Raw genomic sequence first — 18683 nt, 5'->3', positions numbered from 1 at the left:
GCGCGCTCCGCGTCCTCGGCGCCCTCATCGGTGCGTTCGCGACGCGCGCCGACGCCCGTTCCGGGCGGATGGCGCGGCCTCAGTGCAGGAGGCCGGGCACGCGCCAGGGCGCCAGGACCGCGGCGAGGACCGCGCGATGAGCCGCGGGGGACTGCGGCTCGGTGACCTCGACGATCTGCTGGCCGTAGGTCACCGCGCGAAGGAGGGCGAGCAGATCCGCGCGCGGCGTCGCGGCCTGCAGCTCGCCGTCCGCGACGGCCTCCTCGATCGCGTCGGCCAGGTCATGGTGCCACGGTGCGGCGGTGGGCGCCCCGGCATCGGGCGCGGGGGCCAGCGCGGCCAGCCGGCCCCAGAACCCCACGACGACGTGTGCCTCGGTGCGCGTGGTCGCGTCCACGGGAAGGACCTCGGACATGAGCGCTTCGAGCCGGTCCAGCCCGCGTCGTCCGACCGTGGCCGCGCGGATGCGCTCGTGCGTGCGGCGGGTGACCTCGGCGGCGGCGGCGCGGACCACGTCGTCGAAGCCGGCGTAGTAGTGCCAGAGCGCGCCGGTCGCGATGCCGAGCTCGCGCGCCACGGCGCGGGAGGAGACCTGCTCGTGTCCGTCCCGCGCGGCGACGGCGAGCAGCGCGGCGGCGATCTCGCGGCGGCGCTCGTCGTGGTCGACGACACGGGGCATGCCCCCATCCTTCCGCATCGCATGCCGGAGGCGGGAGGGCCGTGGGCAGGGGCTTCCTTTCTTGAGCGATCGCTCAATATGATGCCCTCGTGCAGGATCCGCATGCGGTGGCGATGGCGCTGATGTCGCTCACGGCGACGGTCGCCGCCGTGTGCAGCCTCGTCGCCGGCCCGGCAGTGCCCTGGCAGGGGCGCCAGAGCGCGGTCGTGATGGCCGCGGGCATGATCGCGTCGGCGATCGCGCCGACGGACCCGGCGGTGCTGCTCGCTGTCGCGGCGGCGGGGCTGCTGTCGGCGCTCCTGGGCACCGTCGGCCTTCGCGGGCGCCGTCATGCGGAGGCCTGCTTTCACCGTGCCCTCGCCACCCTGGTCATGACGGCCTGCGCCCTCGCCCCCCTCGGACGCGGCGCGGGTCCCGTCGCGGTGCACACGCACGGCGGGGCGGCACCGGTCGGCGTCGTCGTTCTCGCAGGCGTCCTCGTGGTGCTCGCGGGCGCCCTGCACCACGTTCGCGGCGCGCTCGCGGGCGACCCGTCGAGGCGCGCCCGGTGGCTGCTGGTGGCGGAGGGGACGGGGATGGCGATCGCCACGGCGATCATGGGCGTGATGGCGCTGTCCGGCTGAGGCCGGGCGGGCCCGGGCGGCGGGAACGATCTTGCGGAGGCCAAAGGAATGCGGGTTCTTGCGTCCGCGAACGGCCGGGGCGCGCGACGACGGCTCCGTACGCTGGAAGGGCGGGCGATCGGCCCGCCTTCGAACGCGCCCGGACCCCGGCGCACGACCACCCCGCAAGGACGCAGATGAACGACTTCGCCGCGCGACGCGACGACTGGATGGCCCGTGAAGAACTCGCCGAGCGGATGATCCCGCTCATCGGAGCCCTCACCCGCGAGCGGGAGGTCGTGACGTCGTTGCACGGGCACCGCCTGCTGGGGCTGTCCACCACCGGGATCCTCGAGGTGCACGAGCGTGTCGCGCAGCTCGGCCACGCCGAGCTCGCCCTCGAGGACACGCTCGCGGTTCTGGAGGCTCTGCGGGAGCTGGCTCCCGAGGCCGCGTCGATCGACGTGGCCCGCATCGTCGAGGACCACGCCGCCGCCGGGGGCGACCTCCGCGCGCACGTCCGCGCCGCGCTCGCCGCCGCGGGCACCGGGCGGACCGCCGAGCGCACGGACGTCGTGCTCTACGGCTTCGGCCGGATCGGACGCCTGCTCGCGCGGATCCTCATCGCCCACACCGGAGGCGGCAACGGGCTGCGGCTGCGCGCGATCGTGGTGCGCCGCGGATCCGAGAACGACCTCGTCAAGCGGGCCTCCCTGCTGCTGCGCGACTCGGTGCACGGACGCTTCGAGGGCTCGGTCTCGGTGGACGAGGAGGCCGAGCAGATCATCGCGAACGGCACGCGGATCCAGGTCATCTACTCCGACGATCCCGGCACGATCGACTACACCGCCTACGGCATCCGGGACGCGATCGTGGTGGACAACACGGGGCGCTGGCGGGACGAGGAGGGGCTGAGCCGCCACCTCCGGTCGACCGGAGTGGCGCGCGTGCTCCTCACGGCACCCGGCAAGGGCGCGCTGAAGAACATCGTGCACGGCATCAACCACACCGACATCGCGGACGAGGACCGGATCCTGTCCGCGGCGTCGTGCACCACGAACGCCATCACCCCGGTGCTCAAGGCCGTCGACGAGGCGTACGGCATCGTGCGCGGACACGTCGAGACGGTGCACTCCTTCACGAACGACCAGAACCTCATCGACAACTTCCACAAGGGCGACCGCCGCGGCCGGTCCGCGGTGCTGAACATGGTCATCACCGAGACCGGCGCCGCCAAGGCCGTGGCCCGCGCCCTGCCGGAGCTCGCGGGCAAGCTCACCGGGTCGGCGATCCGCGTGCCGACGCCCGACGTCTCCCTGGCGGTCCTGCACCTGTCGCTGGAGCGGCCCGCGACCAAGGACGAGCTCAACGACTATCTGCGCCGGGTGTCGCTGCACTCGAAGCTGCGCCAGCAGATCGACTACGTCGAGTCGCCGGAGGTCGTGTCGACGGACTTCGTCGGGTCCCATCGCGCGGGGATCGTGGACGGTCTGGCGACGATCGCGAACGACAAGGACGTGGTCCTCTACGTCTGGTACGACAACGAGTACGGCTACTCCTGCCAGGTCGTCCGGGTCCTGGAGGTCATGGCGGGCTCGCACCCCGTGGTCGTCCCGGCGCGCCGAGAGGTGACGCTGGCCGGCTGAGTGGCGGATTTCGCGGCGCATCCCGGGGTTTCGGGGTCCACCTTGGGGTGGATCGGCCCCGAATCCCGCCCCGAAACCCCGGTACACGCCCCGGACGGCGTCTGTCGGTGGGGTCGGGCATCATGGCCTCATGACGCCGCGCGCCCTGCTGTCCGAACGTCTTCGCTCCCATCGCCTGACCGCCCCCGCGGCCACCCCGGTGGCCGCGGCACGGCACATGCTCGCGGTGCAGGCGCAGGAGTTCGCCGCCGGGCGGTGGGCGCTCGGCATCCGCACCCGATCCGCCACCCTCGCGCAGGTCGATCGGGCGTTCGACCGGGGTGAGCTGGTGCGCTCGTGGCCGATGCGCGGCACGCTGCACATCGTCCCGGCCGGGGACCTTCGCTGGATGCTGGGGATCACCGCCGAGCGCCAGCGGCGACAGACGGCGGCGCGTCATCGTGAGCTCGGTATCGACGGCGAGCTGCTCGCCCGCGTGGAGCGCGACTTCCGCATCCGGCTGGCCGACGGCGGGCGCACGCGCGCGCAGCTCTTCGACGACCTGACGGACCTGGGCATCGATCCGGCGGGCCAGCGCGGAGTGCACATCCTGGGCGCCCTGTGCCTGGACCTCGTCCTCGTGCAGGGGCCGGTGGTCACGCGCGACGATGCGATCGCCCGCGAGCAGCTCTTCGTCCTCGCCGACGGTCATCTCCCCGATGCCGCCGAGCCGGACGATCCGCTCGCGGAGTTCTTCGTCCGCTACATCGACGGACACGGTCCGGCGGGGGCGGCCGACTTCGCCTGGTGGTCGGGCCTCACGCTCGGGGTGGCGAGGGAGGCCGTCGAGCGGGCGCGTGCCCGGGTGACGGAGGTGGAGGAGGGGGTGTTCCTCGCAGCGGATCGCCCGCGACGGGCACGGGGCGCCGACGACGCCGCGACGTTCGCCCTGCCGATGTTCGACGAGTACTACATCTCCTACGCGGACCGCTCCGTCGTCGCCGATCCGGACGCCGCCACCCGGATCGGCCCGGGCAAGAACGGCATGGTCCGGGCGAGCCTGCTCTCCTCCGGGCGGATCGTCGGCGCATGGTCGCACTCCGCGGCCGTGGGCCGCCATCGAGAGGAGCCGATCGCCGAGCTGTTCGATCCCTCGCTCGACACCGAGGCGACGGCCGCCGCCCTGCGTCACTACGCCGCGTTCATCGGCGGCTGAGGGCGGCCGGGACGGGCGCCTCGGCGATCCTTGACAGGATGGGTGTCGTGACGAGCTACTTCCTCCGCCGATCCGCGACCGAGTTCGAGCCCACCGAGCACGTCGGCGGGGCCTGGAACGAGCGGGAGCAGCACATCGCCCCCGTCCTCGGGCTGATGGCGCATCTCGTCGAGGCCGACCACCGCGTGCGGCGCGGAGACCGGTCCCCGCTGAACCTGGCGCGCGCGAGCTACGACATCCTCGGGGTGATCCCCATGGAGCCGTTCGAGGTGAGCTCTCGCGTGCTGCGGCCCGGGCGGACGATCGAGCTCGTCGAGGCGACGCTCTCCCACGCGGGGCGGGCCGCGGTGGTGCTGCGGGCCTGGCTGCTCCAGTCGATCGACACCGCGGCGATGGCCGGGACGACGTTCGACGCCATGCCGCCGCGGGACCGTCTGGAGCCCTGGTCGGCGGCGGACGTCTGGCCCGGTGGGGCGATCCGCTCGATCGACGCCGTCCGCGCCTCCTCCGAGGCCGGGCGCGCGCAGGTCTGGCTGCGGCCGAAGCACCCGATCCTGCCGGATGAGGCCGTGTCGGCGCGGGCTCGGCTTCTCGGCGCGGCCGACTTCGCCAACGGCATCGCGACCCGCGTCCGTCCCGAGGAGGCGCTGTATCCCAACGTGGACCTGACGGCGAGCCTGCTCCGCGAGCCGGTCGGCGAGTGGATCGGCTACGACACCCGTGTGTCGTTCGGGCCGGACGGGATCGGGCTCACCGAGACCGTGCTCAGCGATGAGGCGGGACCGGTCGGCACGTCGTCGCAGACGCTGACGGTCCGGCCCCGCTGAGACGCGCTCCGGCCGCGCGGGGAACCGGTCCCGCCGTAGCCTGGCGCGATCGCGCCGCGCTCACTCCTCGGCGTGCCGGTCGAGGAACGCGTACACCTCGCTGTCGTCGACGCCCGGGAACGCGCCGCGGGGGAGCGGGGAGAACATGTGCGTGTGCACGCGGGCGCTCGGCCACGCCTTGCCGCGCCAGCGCTGGGCCATGCCCGTCGGCGGTCGCCGGCAGCACGACTCGTCCGGGCAGGTCGACTGCGCGCGGTGCGTGGTCTCCCGCCCGCGCCACCACCGGGCATCGTCGAAGGGCACGCCCACGGTGATGGAGAAGCCGCCGCCGTCGGTCGAGCCGGTCTGGGTGGAGCACCAGTAGGTGCCCGAGGGGGTGTCGGTGTACTGGTAGTGCTCCGTCGTGCGGTTCTGCTGCGAGAACGCCGCGCGGGCGGAGAAGTGCCGGCAGACCGGCTGTCCTTCGACGGAGCCGGTGACGTCCATGGGCAGGGGCAGGTCGTCGTTCTCGTAGACGCGGGTGAGGGCGCCCGTCTCGTCGACGCGCAGGAAGTGCAGCCGCATGCCGAGGTGGGTCGTCATGAGGTTCGTCATGCGCATGCCCGCGGCCTCATGGGTGACGCCGAAGGCATCCCGGAAGTCCTCCACGGCGAGGTTGCGGTCCTTCTTCGCCTGCTGGAGGAACGCGACGCCCGCGGTCTCGGGGATGAGGCAGCAGGCGGCGTAGTAGTTGATCTCGAGCCGCTGCTGGAGGAAGTCGGCGTAGTCCGTCGGCGGGGTGTGGCCGAGGAGGCGATGGGCCATCGCCTGCAGCGCCATCGAGCGCAGACCGTGGCCGCCGGGGATCGACGCGGGCGGGAGGTAGATGCGCCCGTTCTCCAGATCGGTGACGGACCGCGTGGAATGGGGGAGGTCGTCGACGTACAGCAGCTCGAAGCCGAGCTGCTCGGCCATGATGCTCACCGTGCGGTGGGTCAGCGCCCCGGAGGTGTGCCCGGCGGCCTTGAGCTGCTTCTCAGCCAGCGCCTCGATCTCGGGCAGGTGGTTGTCCCGCGCACGCATCCGCAGGCGCAGCTCGGTGTTCGCGCGCCGTGCCTCCTCCGGAGTGGCGATCGCCTCGCGCTCGCGCCGCAGGAGCTCGCGGTGCAGGCCCAGGATCGACTCGATGGTCTCGTCGCTCATCCCCTTGGTCACACGGACGGGGGCGACGCCCAGCTGGCGGAACACCGAGCTGGACTGCGCACGATCGAGCTCGATCTCCAGGGCCGCGCGCCGGTTCGGGGGCTCGCCGGAGATGAGGTCGGAGACCTCCGTGCCCGTGGCGTCGGCGATCGCCTGGAGCAGCGACAGCTTGGGCTCGCGCTTGCCGTTCTCGATGAGGCTGAGCTGGGAGCCTGCGACGCCGACGGCGGCGCCCAGCTCGTCGAGGGTCAGGCCCTGTCTGGTGCGGTGGTGCCGGATGCGGTGTCCGAGGGTGGTGAGCTCGAGTCCTGAGGGCATTCCTTGATGATAGCGAAAGAAAGTGTGTTCTTACGACCGGAATCGGTGCAAAACGCCGACAAAATGCGCGGAGACTGGGTGCAACGCCCGCCTCTTACAAGGAGCAGACATGGTCATCGCCGAGACGTCCCGCCCGACGCTTTCCCCCGTCGCCCCCGTCCGGGAGTTCGGGGCAGCACCGGAGTACGACACCCCGGCGTTCGCCGAGCTGGCCGCGTGGGTCGAGGAGATCCGCGCGCTGACGCAGCCCGACCGCGTGCACTGGGTCGACGGCTCCCGCGCCGAGAACGACGCGCTTCTGCGCGGCCTCGTCGACGAGGGCAAGATCATCAAGCTCAACCCGGAGTGGCGCCCGGGCTCGTACCTCGCCCGCTCGCACCCCAGCGACGTCGCGCGCACCGAAGCGCGCACCTTCATCGCCTCCGAGAGGGAGGAGGACGCCGGGCCCACGAACAACTGGGCCGACCCCGCCGAGATGCGCGCCACCATGACCGAGATCTTCGAAGGGTCGATGCGCGGTCGCACGATGTACGTCGTGCCGTTCTCCATGGGTGCCGTCGGCGGGCCACTCTCCCACATCGGCGTGCAGATCACCGACAGCGCGTACGCGGTCGTCTCGATCGGGATCATGACCAGGGTCGGCGACGCCGTGACGCGCCAGATCGCCGGCGGCGCCCCCTGGGTGCGCACGGTCCACTCGGTGGGAGCACCTCTGGAACCGGGGCAGGAAGACGTCGAGTGGCCCTGCAACGACGAGAAGTACATCGTGCACTTCCCGGACACGCTCGAGGTCTACTCGTACGGCTCCGGGTACGGCGGCAACGCGATCCTCGCCAAGAAGTGCTTCGCGCTGCGCATCGCCTCCGTGATCGCCCGCGACGAGGGCTGGCTCGCCGAGCACATGCTGCTGATCCGGGTGATCTCCCCGGAGGGCAAGGCGTACCACGTGGCCGCGGCGTTCCCGTCGGCGTGCGGCAAGACGAATCTCGCGATGCTGCGTCCGACGATCCCGGGCTGGAAGGTCGAGACCCTCGGCGACGACATCACCTGGATCCGTCCGGGCGAGGACGGGCGCCTGTGGGCGATCAACCCCGAGGCCGGGTTCTTCGGCGTCGCGCCGGGCACCGGCGAGTCCACGAACGTGACCGCGGTCGAGACCCTGTGGGGCAACACGATCTTCACCAACGTGGCCCTCCGTCCGGACGGCGACGTGTGGTGGGAGGGACTCACCGACGAGGCGCCGGCCGAGCTCATCGACTGGCAGGGTCAGCCCTGGACGCCGGACTCCGGTCGGCCCGCGGCCCACCCGAACTCGCGGTTCACGGTCTCGGCGGCGCAGTGCCCGCAGATCTCCGACGACTGGGAGGAGTCGGTCCCGCTCGACGTCATCCTGTTCGGCGGGCGTCGTGCCACCAACGTCCCCCTGATCGTCGAGGCCACCGACTGGAGCCATGGCGTCTTCCTCGGAGCCACGATCTCGTCGGAGCGGACCGCCGCCGCGGAGGGCACTGTCGGGGAGCTGCGCCGCGACCCGTTCGCGATGCTCCCCTTCTGCGGATACAACATGGGCGACTACTTCGCGCACTGGCTCAAGGTCGGGCGTTCGGTCCGTTTCGACCGCCTGCCCCGCATCTTCCAGGTGAACTGGTTCCGCCGGGGCGCGGACGGGCGCTTCCTCTGGCCGGGATTCGGGGACAACGCCCGTGTGCTCGACTGGATCATCCGTCGCATCGAAGGCGACGTCACCGCTGTCGACAGCCCGATCGGCCGTCTGCCGCGGATCGAGGACCTGAACCTCGACGGCGCGGACGTGACCGCGGAGGACCTCGACGAGCTGTTCGCCGTGGACCCCGCCTCGTGGAGTCGTGAGGCCGAGTCCACCGAGGAGTTCTTCGCCACCTTCGGGGACCACCTCCCCGCCGCGCTCAATACCGAGCTCGCGGCGCTGCGCCACCGGCTCGCGGCCGTGTCGCGCTGAGGCGACCGCCGCGCGGGGCAAGGCCCCGCGCGGCGGACACAGACCCGCGGCGGCGGGATGTCAGGGATGAACAGGCTGAGTGGTCCCGGGCATCCCGCCGCCGCGTCCTTCCACTCCTCCGTCTCTCTTCTGTCTCCTCCCTCTTCCCCGGCCCCGTCGCTGTGGCTGAGGCGGTGGCCACAGCCTCCCGCGGACCACTAGTGGGTTCCCTTCCGCCGGCGCGGGGGACGTCCGCCGGAGCGGATTTCCTCCGCGGAAGCGCGGGATGTCCGCGGGGGTGGGGGTTCTCCGTCAGAGCGGGTGTTGTCCGGCGGGGCGGGGATCTCCGAGGGTCAGACGAGGAGCTGGTGACGGGCGAGGTCGCGGTAGAGCGGGGTGGACTCGATCAGCTCGTCGTGCGTTCCCTGGCCGACGACCTCGCCGTCCTGCAGCACCACGATGCGGTCGCTGTCGACCACGGTCGACAGCCGGTGCGCGATCACGATGAGGGTGCGTCCCTCGGCCACGGCGTCGATCGCTTCCCGCATCCGCTGCTCGTTGACGCCGTCGAGCGAGGACGTGGACTCGTCCAGGAGCAGGATCGGCGCGTCCGTCAGGAGGGCGCGGGCGATCGCCAGGCGCTGGCGCTCGCCGCCCGAGAGCATGACGCCGTCCTCGCCGACCGGCGCGTCGAGGCCGAGGGGGCTTCGCTCCAGCACGTCCGCGAGGTTCACCGCGCGCAGGACCTGCTCGCACGCCGCGTCGGTGGCGTCGGGGGAGGCTAGCCGGAGGTTGTCGGCGAGCGTGCCTGCGAGCGTCGGGGCGTCCTGCTCCACGTAGCCGAAGTGCGCACGCAGGCGCTCGCGGGAGTAGGTGCGGATGTCGTGCCCGTTCAGACGGATGGATCCGCCCGTGGGGTCGTAGAAGCGCTCGACGAGCGAGAGGATCGTGCTCTTTCCCGCACCGCTCGGGCCGACAAGGGCGACGCGGGAACCGCGGGGCACGGCGAACGAGACCCCGCGCAGGACGTCCTGCGCGGCGCCGACGGGGTCGGCATCCGCCTCCGCGCCGACGTGCGCGTCCGCCAGCAGTACGCGCGCCTGCTCAGCGGCGGCCCGCCGAGCCGTCACGACGTTCTCCGGATACCGGAACCGCACGTCGCGGAACTCGATCGCGGGCGCGCCGGCGACGGCGTGCGTGCTCGCCTCGTCGGGCTCGTCGCCGTCCGACTCGATCGGCAGGTCGAGGACCTCCTGGATCCGTCCGAGGGCTCCGAGCGCCTGGTTGACGGACGTGATCGCGCCGAAGGCCGATCCGAGCGGCATGATCAGCAGGAAGAGGAACATGATGAAGATCACGAGGTCCGCGATCGACAGGGCGCCGGACGCGACACGGAAGCCGCCGACGCCCAGCACGACGAGCAGCGAAAGCTGCATCGCGATCCCGGCGACGGGGACGACGAGGGCCGAGACCTTGGCGATCCGCACACCGAGACCGTAGGCCTCGGCGGCCAGGCCGCTCACCGCGGCCGTCTCGCGCTCGGTCGCGCCCGAGGCGCGGACGGTCCGGATCGATCCGACGGCGCGCTCCACGCCGGACGCGAGCTCCCCGACCTTCTCCTGCTGTGCGGCGGATGCCGTGCGGATGCGCGTGCTCAGCAGCACCACCGCGGCGACGGAGGTGCCGATGACGAGAACGATGAGCAGCAGCAGGATCGGGTCGATCAGGAGCATCGCGACGATCGCGCCGACGAAGAGCAGCGCGTTGCCGATCGCGTCCGCCAATCCCTGCGTGAGCACGGCGTAGAGGAGGGTCGTGTCGGTGCCGACCCGCGAAACGAGGTCGCCGGTGCGGCGGGCGTCGAACTCGCTGATCGGGAGATGGAGGATCCGGGCGATCAGTCGGCGGCGGCTCGAGTGCACGACGGCGGTGCCGGTGCGCTGCAGCAGGTAGTGCTGGTAGCCGGAGATCAGCGAGGACACGACGACGAATCCGACGAGCAGCCAGATCAGCGCTCCGAGCGGCAGCTCCTTCTGCACCCGGTCGATCACCTGCCCGACGAGCACGGGCTGGACGAGCGTCGCCGCAGCGCCGAGGATGCTGAGGATCGTGACGAGGACGAGCACCTTCTTGTGCTCGAGGAGGAACGGGAGGAGCTGGCGGAACGTCGCGCGGGGGCCGTCCTGCGGTGCGCGGCGTCCACGACGGCGTGCTGTCGCCGGGGAGGACATGGGGACCTCGTTCTGTGCGGGCCCGCACGGGCGGGCCGGGGGAGCATGAGGGGGTGCTTCTATTGTCTGCCGTACTTCTTATGGGCTGCCTGCTTGGTGACGCCGAGGGCGCTGGCGATCGCCTGCCAGGAGTATCCGGCCAGACGCGCGCGGCGCACCTGGGCCTCCTCGGCGCGGGCGATCTCGCGGCGGACCCCGGCGAGACGGTGCAGCTCGGCGATCGGTTCGTCGTCCGGGTCGGTGGCGAGGGCGGTGTGCGTGGTCATGTCGTCAATCATGGTTGACCCCCCCGGGGAATGTCAATGATCGTTGACGATCGATCGTCCGCGGGGTGACGGATCGTCCGGGGATCGGGCGGATCCGCGCCAGGGGCTCGCGGACGGGGTGAGGATGGAGATCCACCGAACCGAGAGGGACCGCATGCGCGCCGCCGTCTACGACCACTACACCCAGGACCCGGACGAGGTCGTCGTCCGGGACGTCGCCGAGCCGAAGCTCTTCCCGGGCTCCGTCCTCATCGAGGTGCGCGCCGCGGGCGTGAACCCGGTCGACTGGAAGGTCATGGCCGGGTACCTGGAGGGGCTGATCGACGCCCGCTTCCCGGTCATCCCCGGCTGGGATGTCGCGGGCGTCGTGGTGGGGCTCGGCGTGGACACCCCGGAGTTCGCGATCGGCGACGAGGTGATGGCGTACGCGCGCAAGGACGTGGTCGCCGACGGCACGTTCGCCGAGCGCGTCGCCGTGTCCGCGCACGCGGTGGCGCACAAGCCCGCCTCGCTGAGCTGGGAGCAGGCCGGCGCCCTGCCGCTCGCGGGCGGGACGGCGCTGCGGACGATCGACGCCCTCGGCGACCTGAACGGTCGCACCCTTCTGGTGCACGGCGCAGCCGGCGGCGTGGGCGCCCTCGCCGTGCAGATCGCCGCGGATCGGGGCGCGCGGGTGATCGGGACCGCCTCGGAGCGCAATCACGAGTACCTGCGCGGACTCGGCATCGTCCCGGTCGTGTACGGCGAGGGGCTGGCCGAGCGAGTGCGCGCGCTGGCGGGCGGACCGGTGGACGCCGTGGCCGACTTCGTCGGCGGGCAGCTGGAGACCACGCTCGCGGTGCTCCGGGACGGCGGGCCGCACGCGTCCGTGGCGGATGCCACGGTGCCCGAACACGGCGGGCGATCGATCTGGGTGCGCCCCGACGGGGCGGAGACCGCGCGCCTCGCCGCCCTGGCCGACTCCGGTCATCTGCGGCTCGAGATCGCCGGCACCTACCCGCTCGACGGGGTCGGCGACGCGTTCCGGGCGAGCCGGACCGGTCACACGCGCGGCAAGCTCGTCATCGTGCCCTGAGCGTGTTCCCGGGCGGCCGCCGGCATCCGCCGCGGGACGCGCCGCCGTCGCCTCACCTCGCGGGAGCGCGGTAGGCGGCCCACATCGCCGCGGTGACGGTGGCGAGCCGGTCCTCGTCGACGGGATGGCCGCCGGCGCGGCGACGGAACGCGACGTGAAGCGGGGCGAGGAGCACCATCGCCGTGATCGCCGCGTCCTCCTCGTCGTCGACGACACCTCCGTCACGGAGCGCCCGAGCGAGGCGATGGGCGCCGGGGAGCGCGTCGGGGAGGAGGCGCGCTGCGAGCCGGGCGTCGGACTCGGCGGCCTCGTAGACGGGGCGCATGAGGGGCGCGGTGTCCGCCCAGTTGGCGAGCGCGCCGGCGATCCAGCGGTGCAGCCCGGCGTCGTCGCGCGAGCGCAGCAACGCAGCGAGGTCGTCGTAGCTCGGCTCGAAGCCGTCCGCGGCGCGGGACATGATCTCCTCCAGCAGCGCCGCCTTGCTTCCGAAGTGCAGGTAGAAGGTCGCTCTGCTCGCGCCCGCGTGCGCGGCGATGTCGTCGATCCGGGTGTGCGGGTATCCCGTCTCGGCGAAGACCTCGATCGCCGCGTCCACGAGGGCCTCCCTCGTGGCGGCCTTCTGGCGCTGGCGAAGCGGGACCGGGCGGGAGTGTTCCATGCGTCGATACTAGACACCCTCGCGCATTTGTCTAGTCACACGACGGCATGACAGGTGGATTGACGCGGTGTCAGATCCTTGGTGGTGTGGGGGAGCGCATCGATGGCCGATGCCGCCAGGGAGACGAAGCCGAAGGAGGCTCCCATGTCCCACCCGTACGATCCCGAGTTGGCCCCCGCGATGCCGTATCTGCCCGACATCGACCTCCGCGACATCGAGGGCACCCGCCGGCGACTCGCCGAGGCCGCGGCGGTGCTGCCGCCCTACGAGCCCGGGCCGGGGGTTCGCCGCGAGACCGTCACTGTGCCGGGAACGGACGGCGCTCCTCCTGTGGCGATCGAGCTGCTGCGCCCGGAGGAGGCCGGCCCCGCACCGGTCGTCGTGTGGTTCCACGGCGGCGGCTTCGTGCTCGGAGACGCGGCGGAATCGCTGCCGTTGCTGGAGACGGTCGTGCGCGCGTCGGGATCGATCGTCGCCTCGGTGCAGTACCGGCGTTCGCCGGAGTCCGTGTTTCCCGCAGCGATCGAGGACGGCGTCGCCGCCGTCCTCGGACTCGTCCGTGACGCCGAGCGCCTCGGCATCGACCCGGACCGCATCGCGATCGGCGGTCAGAGCGCCGGCGGTGCGCTCGCAGCCGGTGTCGCGCTGCGTCTGCGGGACACCGGGGGGCCGACGCTGCGACTGCTCCTCCTCGACATCCCCGTCACCGATGACCGCGTCTCGTCCGAGTCGGCGCGGGCGTACGAGGACACACCGATGTGGAACCGGCGCAACGCCGAGCTGAGCTGGCGGGCGTACCTCGGCGAGGGGGCGACGGCGGATGCCTATGCCGCCCCCGCGCGGGCGTCGGATCTGTCCGGCCTCCCGCCGACGTTCGTCTCCGTGAACCAGGTCGACCCGTTGCGCGACGAGGGCCTCGAGTTCGCCCGTCGCCTCGCCCAGGCGGGCGTGCCGTGCGAGGCGCACCTGTATCCGGGCACGTTCCACGCCTCGGCGAGCATCGCTCCGGCCGCGCGCGTGTCACAGCGTCAGCTCGCGGACATCCGAGAGGCGTTCGCCCGCGCGCTCGCGCCCGTCGCGGAGGTGTCCCGATGACGGCCACGGACGCCGACGTCGTCGTCGTGGGCGCCGGATTCGCCGGGATCTACGCCGTGCACGCGCTGCGCGGACGAGGGCTCCGCGTGACGGGGTTCGAATCGGGAAGCGGCGTCGGCGGGACCTGGTTCTGGAACCGGTATCCGGGTGCCCGCTGCGACGTCGAGAGCCTGGACTACCAGTACGCGTTCGATCCGGGGATCAACGACGGCTGGACCTGGAGCGAGCGGTACGCGACGGCTCCGGAGATCCTCCGCTATGCCGACTGGGTCGCGGACCGTCTCGGAGTCCGTTCCGCGTTCCGTTTCGGAACGACGGTGACGTCGGCCCGCTACGACGAGCGAGAGGCCGTCTGGGAGGTCGTGACCTCGGACGGGACGACCACACGGGCACGGTTCGTCGTCGCGGCCAGCGGCTCGATCTCGGCGACCTCCGTCCCGCCGTTCGCGGGTGTGGAGGACTTCGAGGGCGTCTCCCTCCATCCGGGACGCTGGCCGCACGACGGCGTCGACCTCTCCGGGGCCCGCGTCGCCGTGATCGGGGTCGGATCCTCGGGCGTGCAGCTCATCCCGGAGCTCGCCAGGACCGCGGCCGAGCTGACCGTCTTCCAGCGCACGCCCGCGTACACGATCCCCGCGCGCAACCGCCCGCTGTACGCGGACGAGGTGATCCGGGCGCGGAAGCAGGCGAGCCAACGCGCCGACCGGCGACGCGCATCGCCCTCGGGGCTGTCGGATATCTTCACCACGCAGACGCTGCGCGACACCCCGGAGCCGGAGCGTTCCCGCCGACTCGACGAGGCGTGGAAGCTCGGCGGGAACCTCTTCTTCACGACGTTCATCGACGCGCCGGTCGATCCCGAGTCCAACGAGCGCCTCGCCGACTACGTCCGCGACCGCATCGCGGAGACCGTCGAGGATCCGGAGACCGCGGAGGCGCTCACCCCGAGGGACTACCCGATCGGCGGCAAGCGGATCGTCACGGACACCGACTTCCATGCGACGTTCAACCTCCCGCACGTCGACCTGGTCGACCTCCGTGCGGATCCGATCGAGCGCATCACGCCCCGCGGCGTCGCCACGCGATCCGGGGAGCGCCCGTTCGACGTGATCGTGTACGCGACCGGCTACGACAACCTCACCGGCGCGTTGACGCGCGTGGACTACCGAGGTCGGGACGGTGTCGCGCTGGCGGATGCCTGGCGCGACGGCGTCCGGACGTACCTCGGGATACAGACGGCGGGGTTCCCGAACCTCTTCATGATCACCGGCCCGCAGTCGCCGTCCGTCCTCGTCAACATGTTCGCCGCGATCGAGCAGCACGTCGAATGGGTCGTCGACGCGATCACGCGCCTCGGAACCGGCGGCGCGGCCATCGAGCCGCGGGAGGCGTCCGAGCAGGAGTGGTCCGAGACCGTCGAGGCGGCCTTCGGCCGCACGCTCAAGACCCGCGCCCGCTCCTGGTATCGAGGGCAGAACATCGAGGGCAAGCCGACGAGGGCACTCGTGTATGCCGGCGGCCTCCTCGACTACCGCCGGCGTTGCGACGCCGAGGCGGAGAACGGCTATCCCGGGTTCCACCTCACCGGAGCCGAACCCGTGTCCGCGGCGGAGCGCGCCGGGACCACGACCACCACCATTGCGAAGGAGTACCAGCCATGACCGGACGACTCGACGGAAAGCGCGCGCTCATCACCGGCGCCGCCCGGGGGATGGGAGCCGCGCACGCCCGCGCCTTCGTCGCCGAGGGAGCGCGCGTCGTGCTGGCCGATGTCGCCGACGACGAGGGGCGCGCTCTCGCCGCCGAGCTCGGCGACGCCGCGCGCTATGTCCACCTCGACGTGACGGACGCCGAGGGCTGGACCGCTGCGGTGCGTGTGGCTGAGGAGGAGTTCGGAGGCCTCGACGTCCTCGTGAACAACGCGGGCGTCTTCCTGCGCGCGCCCCTCGAGGAGACGACGCCGGAGACCTGGCATCGCATCCTGGACATCAACCTGACCGGTCCGTTCCTGGGCATGCGCGCCGCGCTCGGCGCCCTGACGGCCTCGGGGCGCGGATCGATCGTCAACGTCTCGTCCACGGCGGGCATGGAGGGCTACCCCGGCTATCACGCGTACGGCGCGTCGAAGTGGGGGCTGCGCGGGCTGACGAAGTCCGCCGCCCTCGAGCTGGCATCGGTCGGGATCCGGGTCAACTCGCTCCATCCGGGCGGCGTCGCCACCCCGCTCATCGAGGCGTTCCGCGAGATCACTGATGCGGACCTCGAGGGGAGCACGCTCACGAGGCTCGCGCGTCCTGAGGAGGTGACCGGGCTCGTCGTCTTCCTCGCCGGAGACGAGTCCAGCTACTGCACGGGCGCCGAGTTCGTCGTCGACGGCGGGATCACCGCCGGAACGCTCGTCTGACACGGCCGGCCCGCCGGTCGATACTCGTCGCCGGGCTGCCCGCGTCGATCTGGGCCGCGTCGGCCGAGGGCCTGTCCTGAGCCCCGGCTCAGGACAGGCCCTGCGCGGCCAGCCAGTCGGCGCCGACCGCGGAGGGCACGCGCAACAGCCAGGCGTCCGTGATGGTCTCGCGCAGCAGGGCGTCGTCGATGGCGCTCAGGCGGATCAGCACGGCCGGGTAGCCCTCGAAGTGCGGGATGGTGAAGAACGCGTCCGGGTAGGTCTCGAGCAGTGCCGCCTTTGCCTGCGGCCCGTCGACGCGCACGCCCACCACGGTGTCGTCGGGCCAGTCGAGCCCGAGGGCGCCGAGCTGCTCCAGGTCGCGCTTGCTCGGCGGCCGCTCCCAGACGACCAGTCCGGCGGCCGTGCGCCAGGTCGCCCCGCCGCGATGACCGTCCACCTTCTCGGTCACCTGCGGGAGCGCGAGCGCGATCCGGCGCACATCCTCGAGCGTCGCCATGCGGTCAGTGTAGGCGGCCGACGGCGACGCCGCTACGGCTGCGCGGCGATCCCGAGATCGTCCTCGTAGGCGTGGTCCTTGGTCTCGGGGGTCAGCAGCAGCGCGATGAACGTCAGCACCGCCATGGCGGAGAGGTAGACGCCGACCAGCCACGGCGAGCCGTCGCCGAGCGCCCACAGCCACACGGCGATCAGCGGCGCCACCGCCGCGCCGAGGATCGAGGACACGTTGTACGAGATCGCCGAGCCGGAGTAGCGGACGTTCGTCGGGAACAGCTCGGGCAGGAGCGCCCCCATCGGACCGAAGGTCATGCCCATGAGCAGGAAACCGAGGATGAGGAAGCACTGGGTGAGGATCGTCGTCAGCTCAGGGGTCGCCTGGGGGAGGAGGAACAGCGAGAAGGTCAGGCCGAACACGATGATCCCGGCGGTCACCCACAGCAGCAGGCGTCGGCGGCCGAACCGGTCGGCGAGCGGGCCGGAGACGAGGGTGAAGATCCCGAAGAAGACCACGCCGATGATCTGCATGATCACGAAGTGCGTGTACCCGAAGCCCTGCCCCGGGTAGAACTGCGCGGCGAACGCCTCCGGATCGAAGGTCCCGCCCGCGGCCTCCGTCGCCTTCTGCGCGGCAGCCGAGGCGACCTCGAGCGATGCGGGCTTGGTCCCGTACGACAGCGTGAAGTTCGTCATCAGATAGAAGAGGACGTACGTGGCCAGCATGATGAACGTGCCGAGGATCAGCTGCTTCCCGTGGTGGCGGAACACCGTCGCCAGCGGGAGCTTGCGGATCACGCCCCTGTCCGCGGCGCGCGTGAAGGTCTCCGATTCCACGAGCTTCAGCCGCACCCACAGGCCGATGACGACCATGACCGCCGAGAACAGGAACGGCACGCGCCAGCCCCAGCTCAGGAACGCCTCGGACTTGAGGCTCGGGTCGGACTCGTGCGGGAGCAGCGCGTTGATGATGAGGAAGAGGCCGTTGGCGATGATGAAGCCCAGCGGCGCACCGAGCTGCGGGAACGTGCCGTACCACGCGCGCTTGCCCTGCGGGGCGTTCTCGGTGGCCACCAGTGCCGCCCCCGACCACTCGCCGCCGAGCGCGAACCCCTGCGCGAGGCGGAGGATGAGCAAGAGCAGCGCGGCCCAGACGCCGATGTCGTGGAACGTCGGGAGCAGCCCGATGAGGAACGTCGCGATGCCCATCGTCAGGAGCGAGGCGACGAGCGTGGCCTTGCGTCCGAACTTGTCGCCGAAGTGGCCGAAGACGACGGCGCCGACCGGGCGGGCGACCATGGCGGCGCCGAACACCGCGAACGACGACAGCAGCGAGGTGGTGTCGTTGCCGGTCGGGAAGAACAGTGCAGGGAAGACGAGGACGGCGGCCGTCGCGTAGACGTAGAAGTCGTAGAACTCGATCGTCGTGCCGATGAGGCTGGCGAGGATGACGCGCGAGCGCGGGTTGGCGGGTGTGGCGACGGTGGCCATCGGTTCCTCCGGTCGGTGATGAAGCCTCCCCCTCGAGGCTGCTCTCGGTGAGCAGAGGGAGTCTACGGCCGATGAACCGTGCGGACCGCGACCGACGCGGAATATCGCAGACGACGATGCGGCCGGTCCGTTCCCGGAACCGGCCGCATCGACGGCAAGGGGGTCAGCGCCAGAGCAGGCCCATCCCGGCGTTGGCCAGCGTGAGCAGACCGATCAGCCAGAACACTCCGGACGGCACCGCCTCGCCGCGCTTCTGGCGTGCGGCGCCGATGCCGAGCATGGCGCCGATCACGAGCAGCACGACGAGCTTCACGCCGATCTTGACGTAGTTGAGGTCGTAGGAGATGCCCCACGGAGCGGCGAGGGCGAGCCCGGCGACACCGGCGATCGCGAGGCCCCAGTCCATGATCTTGGTGATGCGGCGCTCGCCGCCGAAGGCCTGGGCGGCCCATGCTCCGAAGAGCACGGCGAAGCCGATGAGATGGACGAACACGACGATCAGGCGCAGGGTCTCCATGGCGGAAGCCTAGGCCTGGCGCCGCACCGGCGCTAGGAAGGCGAC

At 71.8% G+C, this 18683-nt stretch carries 17 protein-coding genes; 9 read left to right on the top strand and 8 right to left on the bottom strand.

The window, feature by feature from the left end:
• Nucleotides 1-79 precede the first annotated feature (79 nt).
• A complete protein-coding gene (locus tag K8F61_RS08395; RefSeq protein WP_231821328.1) occupies nt 80-679 on the bottom strand; it encodes a TetR/AcrR family transcriptional regulator in 600 nt (199 codons plus the stop codon).
• 89 nt (nt 680-768) lie between these two features.
• Between K8F61_RS08395 and K8F61_RS08390 the strand changes: the two genes are divergently transcribed.
• The 4 genes from K8F61_RS08390 to K8F61_RS08375 all read left to right on the top strand — a co-directional run bounded on the left by K8F61_RS08390 (nt 769) and on the right by K8F61_RS08375 (nt 4949).
• On the top strand, nt 769-1302 hold the full coding sequence (locus tag K8F61_RS08390; RefSeq protein WP_231821327.1) for a hypothetical protein: 534 nt from the start codon (nt 769-771) through the stop codon (nt 1300-1302).
• Nucleotides 1303-1478: 176 nt separating this feature from the next.
• The gene (locus tag K8F61_RS08385) at nt 1479-2927 is read left to right on the top strand and encodes a glyceraldehyde-3-phosphate dehydrogenase (RefSeq protein WP_231821326.1); all 1449 of its coding nucleotides are present in this window, start codon (nt 1479-1481) and stop codon (nt 2925-2927) included.
• Between the two features lie 130 nt (nt 2928-3057).
• Nucleotides 3058-4122 carry a winged helix DNA-binding domain-containing protein gene (locus K8F61_RS08380; RefSeq protein WP_231821325.1) on the top strand — a complete coding sequence of 355 codons (1065 nt, stop codon included), beginning with the start codon at nt 3058-3060 and terminating at the stop codon, nt 4120-4122.
• A 38-nt stretch (nt 4123-4160) separates the two neighbouring features.
• Nucleotides 4161-4949: a thioesterase family protein gene (locus K8F61_RS08375; protein WP_231821324.1), complete on the top strand. Its 789-nt coding sequence runs from the start codon at nt 4161-4163 to the stop codon at nt 4947-4949.
• Between the two features lie 60 nt (nt 4950-5009).
• On the opposite strand, the gene K8F61_RS08370 is transcribed toward K8F61_RS08375, so the two are convergent.
• Nucleotides 5010-6449 carry a helix-turn-helix domain-containing protein gene (locus K8F61_RS08370; RefSeq protein ID WP_219085056.1) on the bottom strand — a complete coding sequence of 480 codons (1440 nt, stop codon included), beginning with the start codon at nt 6447-6449 and terminating at the stop codon, nt 5010-5012.
• A gap of 109 nt (nt 6450-6558) precedes the next feature.
• Here K8F61_RS08370 and K8F61_RS08365 point away from each other — a divergent pair, with 109 nt between their 5' ends.
• Nucleotides 6559-8427 carry a phosphoenolpyruvate carboxykinase (GTP) gene (locus K8F61_RS08365; protein WP_231821323.1) on the top strand — a complete coding sequence of 623 codons (1869 nt, stop codon included), beginning with the start codon at nt 6559-6561 and terminating at the stop codon, nt 8425-8427.
• Nucleotides 8428-8759: 332 nt separating this feature from the next.
• Here the strand turns inward: K8F61_RS08365 and K8F61_RS08360 are convergent, their stop codons facing one another.
• Together K8F61_RS08360 and K8F61_RS08355 are read right to left on the bottom strand one after the other, a co-directional pair.
• The gene (locus K8F61_RS08360) at nt 8760-10637 is read right to left on the bottom strand and encodes an ABC transporter ATP-binding protein (RefSeq protein WP_231821322.1); all 1878 of its coding nucleotides are present in this window, start codon (nt 10635-10637) and stop codon (nt 8760-8762) included.
• Between the two features lie 59 nt (nt 10638-10696).
• The gene (locus K8F61_RS08355) at nt 10697-10903 is read right to left on the bottom strand and encodes an AsnC family protein (protein ID WP_157518194.1); all 207 of its coding nucleotides are present in this window, start codon (nt 10901-10903) and stop codon (nt 10697-10699) included.
• A gap of 154 nt (nt 10904-11057) precedes the next feature.
• On the opposite strand from K8F61_RS08355, the gene K8F61_RS08350 reads away from it, so the two are divergent.
• Nucleotides 11058-11978 (top strand): NADP-dependent oxidoreductase, encoded by a 921-nt coding sequence (locus K8F61_RS08350; protein WP_231821321.1) that lies wholly within the window; start codon nt 11058-11060, stop codon nt 11976-11978.
• Between the two features lie 52 nt (nt 11979-12030).
• Here K8F61_RS08350 and K8F61_RS08345 read toward each other — a convergent pair whose 3' ends face one another.
• The gene (locus K8F61_RS08345) at nt 12031-12636 is read right to left on the bottom strand and encodes a TetR/AcrR family transcriptional regulator (RefSeq protein ID WP_231821320.1); all 606 of its coding nucleotides are present in this window, start codon (nt 12634-12636) and stop codon (nt 12031-12033) included.
• A gap of 144 nt (nt 12637-12780) precedes the next feature.
• Here K8F61_RS08345 and K8F61_RS08340 point away from each other — a divergent pair, with 144 nt between their 5' ends.
• The 3 genes from K8F61_RS08340 to K8F61_RS08330 are packed head-to-tail and all read left to right on the top strand — an operon-like array spanning nt 12781 to nt 16135.
• Entirely contained in the window at nt 12781-13731 is a 951-nt protein-coding gene (locus K8F61_RS08340; RefSeq protein ID WP_231821319.1) for an alpha/beta hydrolase, read from the top strand.
• Nucleotides 13728-15392, top strand: coding sequence for a flavin-containing monooxygenase (locus K8F61_RS08335; protein WP_231821318.1), 1665 nt, complete (start codon nt 13728-13730; stop codon nt 15390-15392). The genes K8F61_RS08340 and K8F61_RS08335 overlap by 4 nt, the downstream gene beginning before the upstream one ends.
• A complete protein-coding gene (locus K8F61_RS08330) occupies nt 15389-16135 on the top strand; it encodes a glucose 1-dehydrogenase (RefSeq protein WP_231821317.1) in 747 nt (248 codons plus the stop codon). Before K8F61_RS08335 ends, K8F61_RS08330 begins: the two co-directional genes overlap by 4 nt.
• An 88-nt stretch (nt 16136-16223) precedes the next feature.
• On the opposite strand, the gene K8F61_RS08325 is transcribed toward K8F61_RS08330, so the two are convergent.
• The 3 genes from K8F61_RS08325 to K8F61_RS08315 form a co-directional block, all read right to left on the bottom strand.
• Entirely contained in the window at nt 16224-16634 is a 411-nt protein-coding gene (locus K8F61_RS08325) for an MmcQ/YjbR family DNA-binding protein (RefSeq protein ID WP_231821316.1), read from the bottom strand.
• A gap of 32 nt (nt 16635-16666) precedes the next feature.
• The gene (locus K8F61_RS08320) at nt 16667-18121 is read right to left on the bottom strand and encodes an MFS transporter (RefSeq protein ID WP_067247786.1); all 1455 of its coding nucleotides are present in this window, start codon (nt 18119-18121) and stop codon (nt 16667-16669) included.
• Between the two features lie 163 nt (nt 18122-18284).
• On the bottom strand, nt 18285-18638 hold the full coding sequence (locus tag K8F61_RS08315; protein WP_219085065.1) for a Fe-S protein: 354 nt from the start codon (nt 18636-18638) through the stop codon (nt 18285-18287).
• Nucleotides 18639-18683 lie beyond the last annotated feature (45 nt).

This window comes from Microbacterium resistens, assembly GCF_021172025.1.
Lineage (GTDB): Bacteria > Actinomycetota > Actinomycetes > Actinomycetales > Microbacteriaceae > Microbacterium > Microbacterium resistens.
This window is presented reverse-complemented; position numbering and strand designations above follow the sequence as displayed.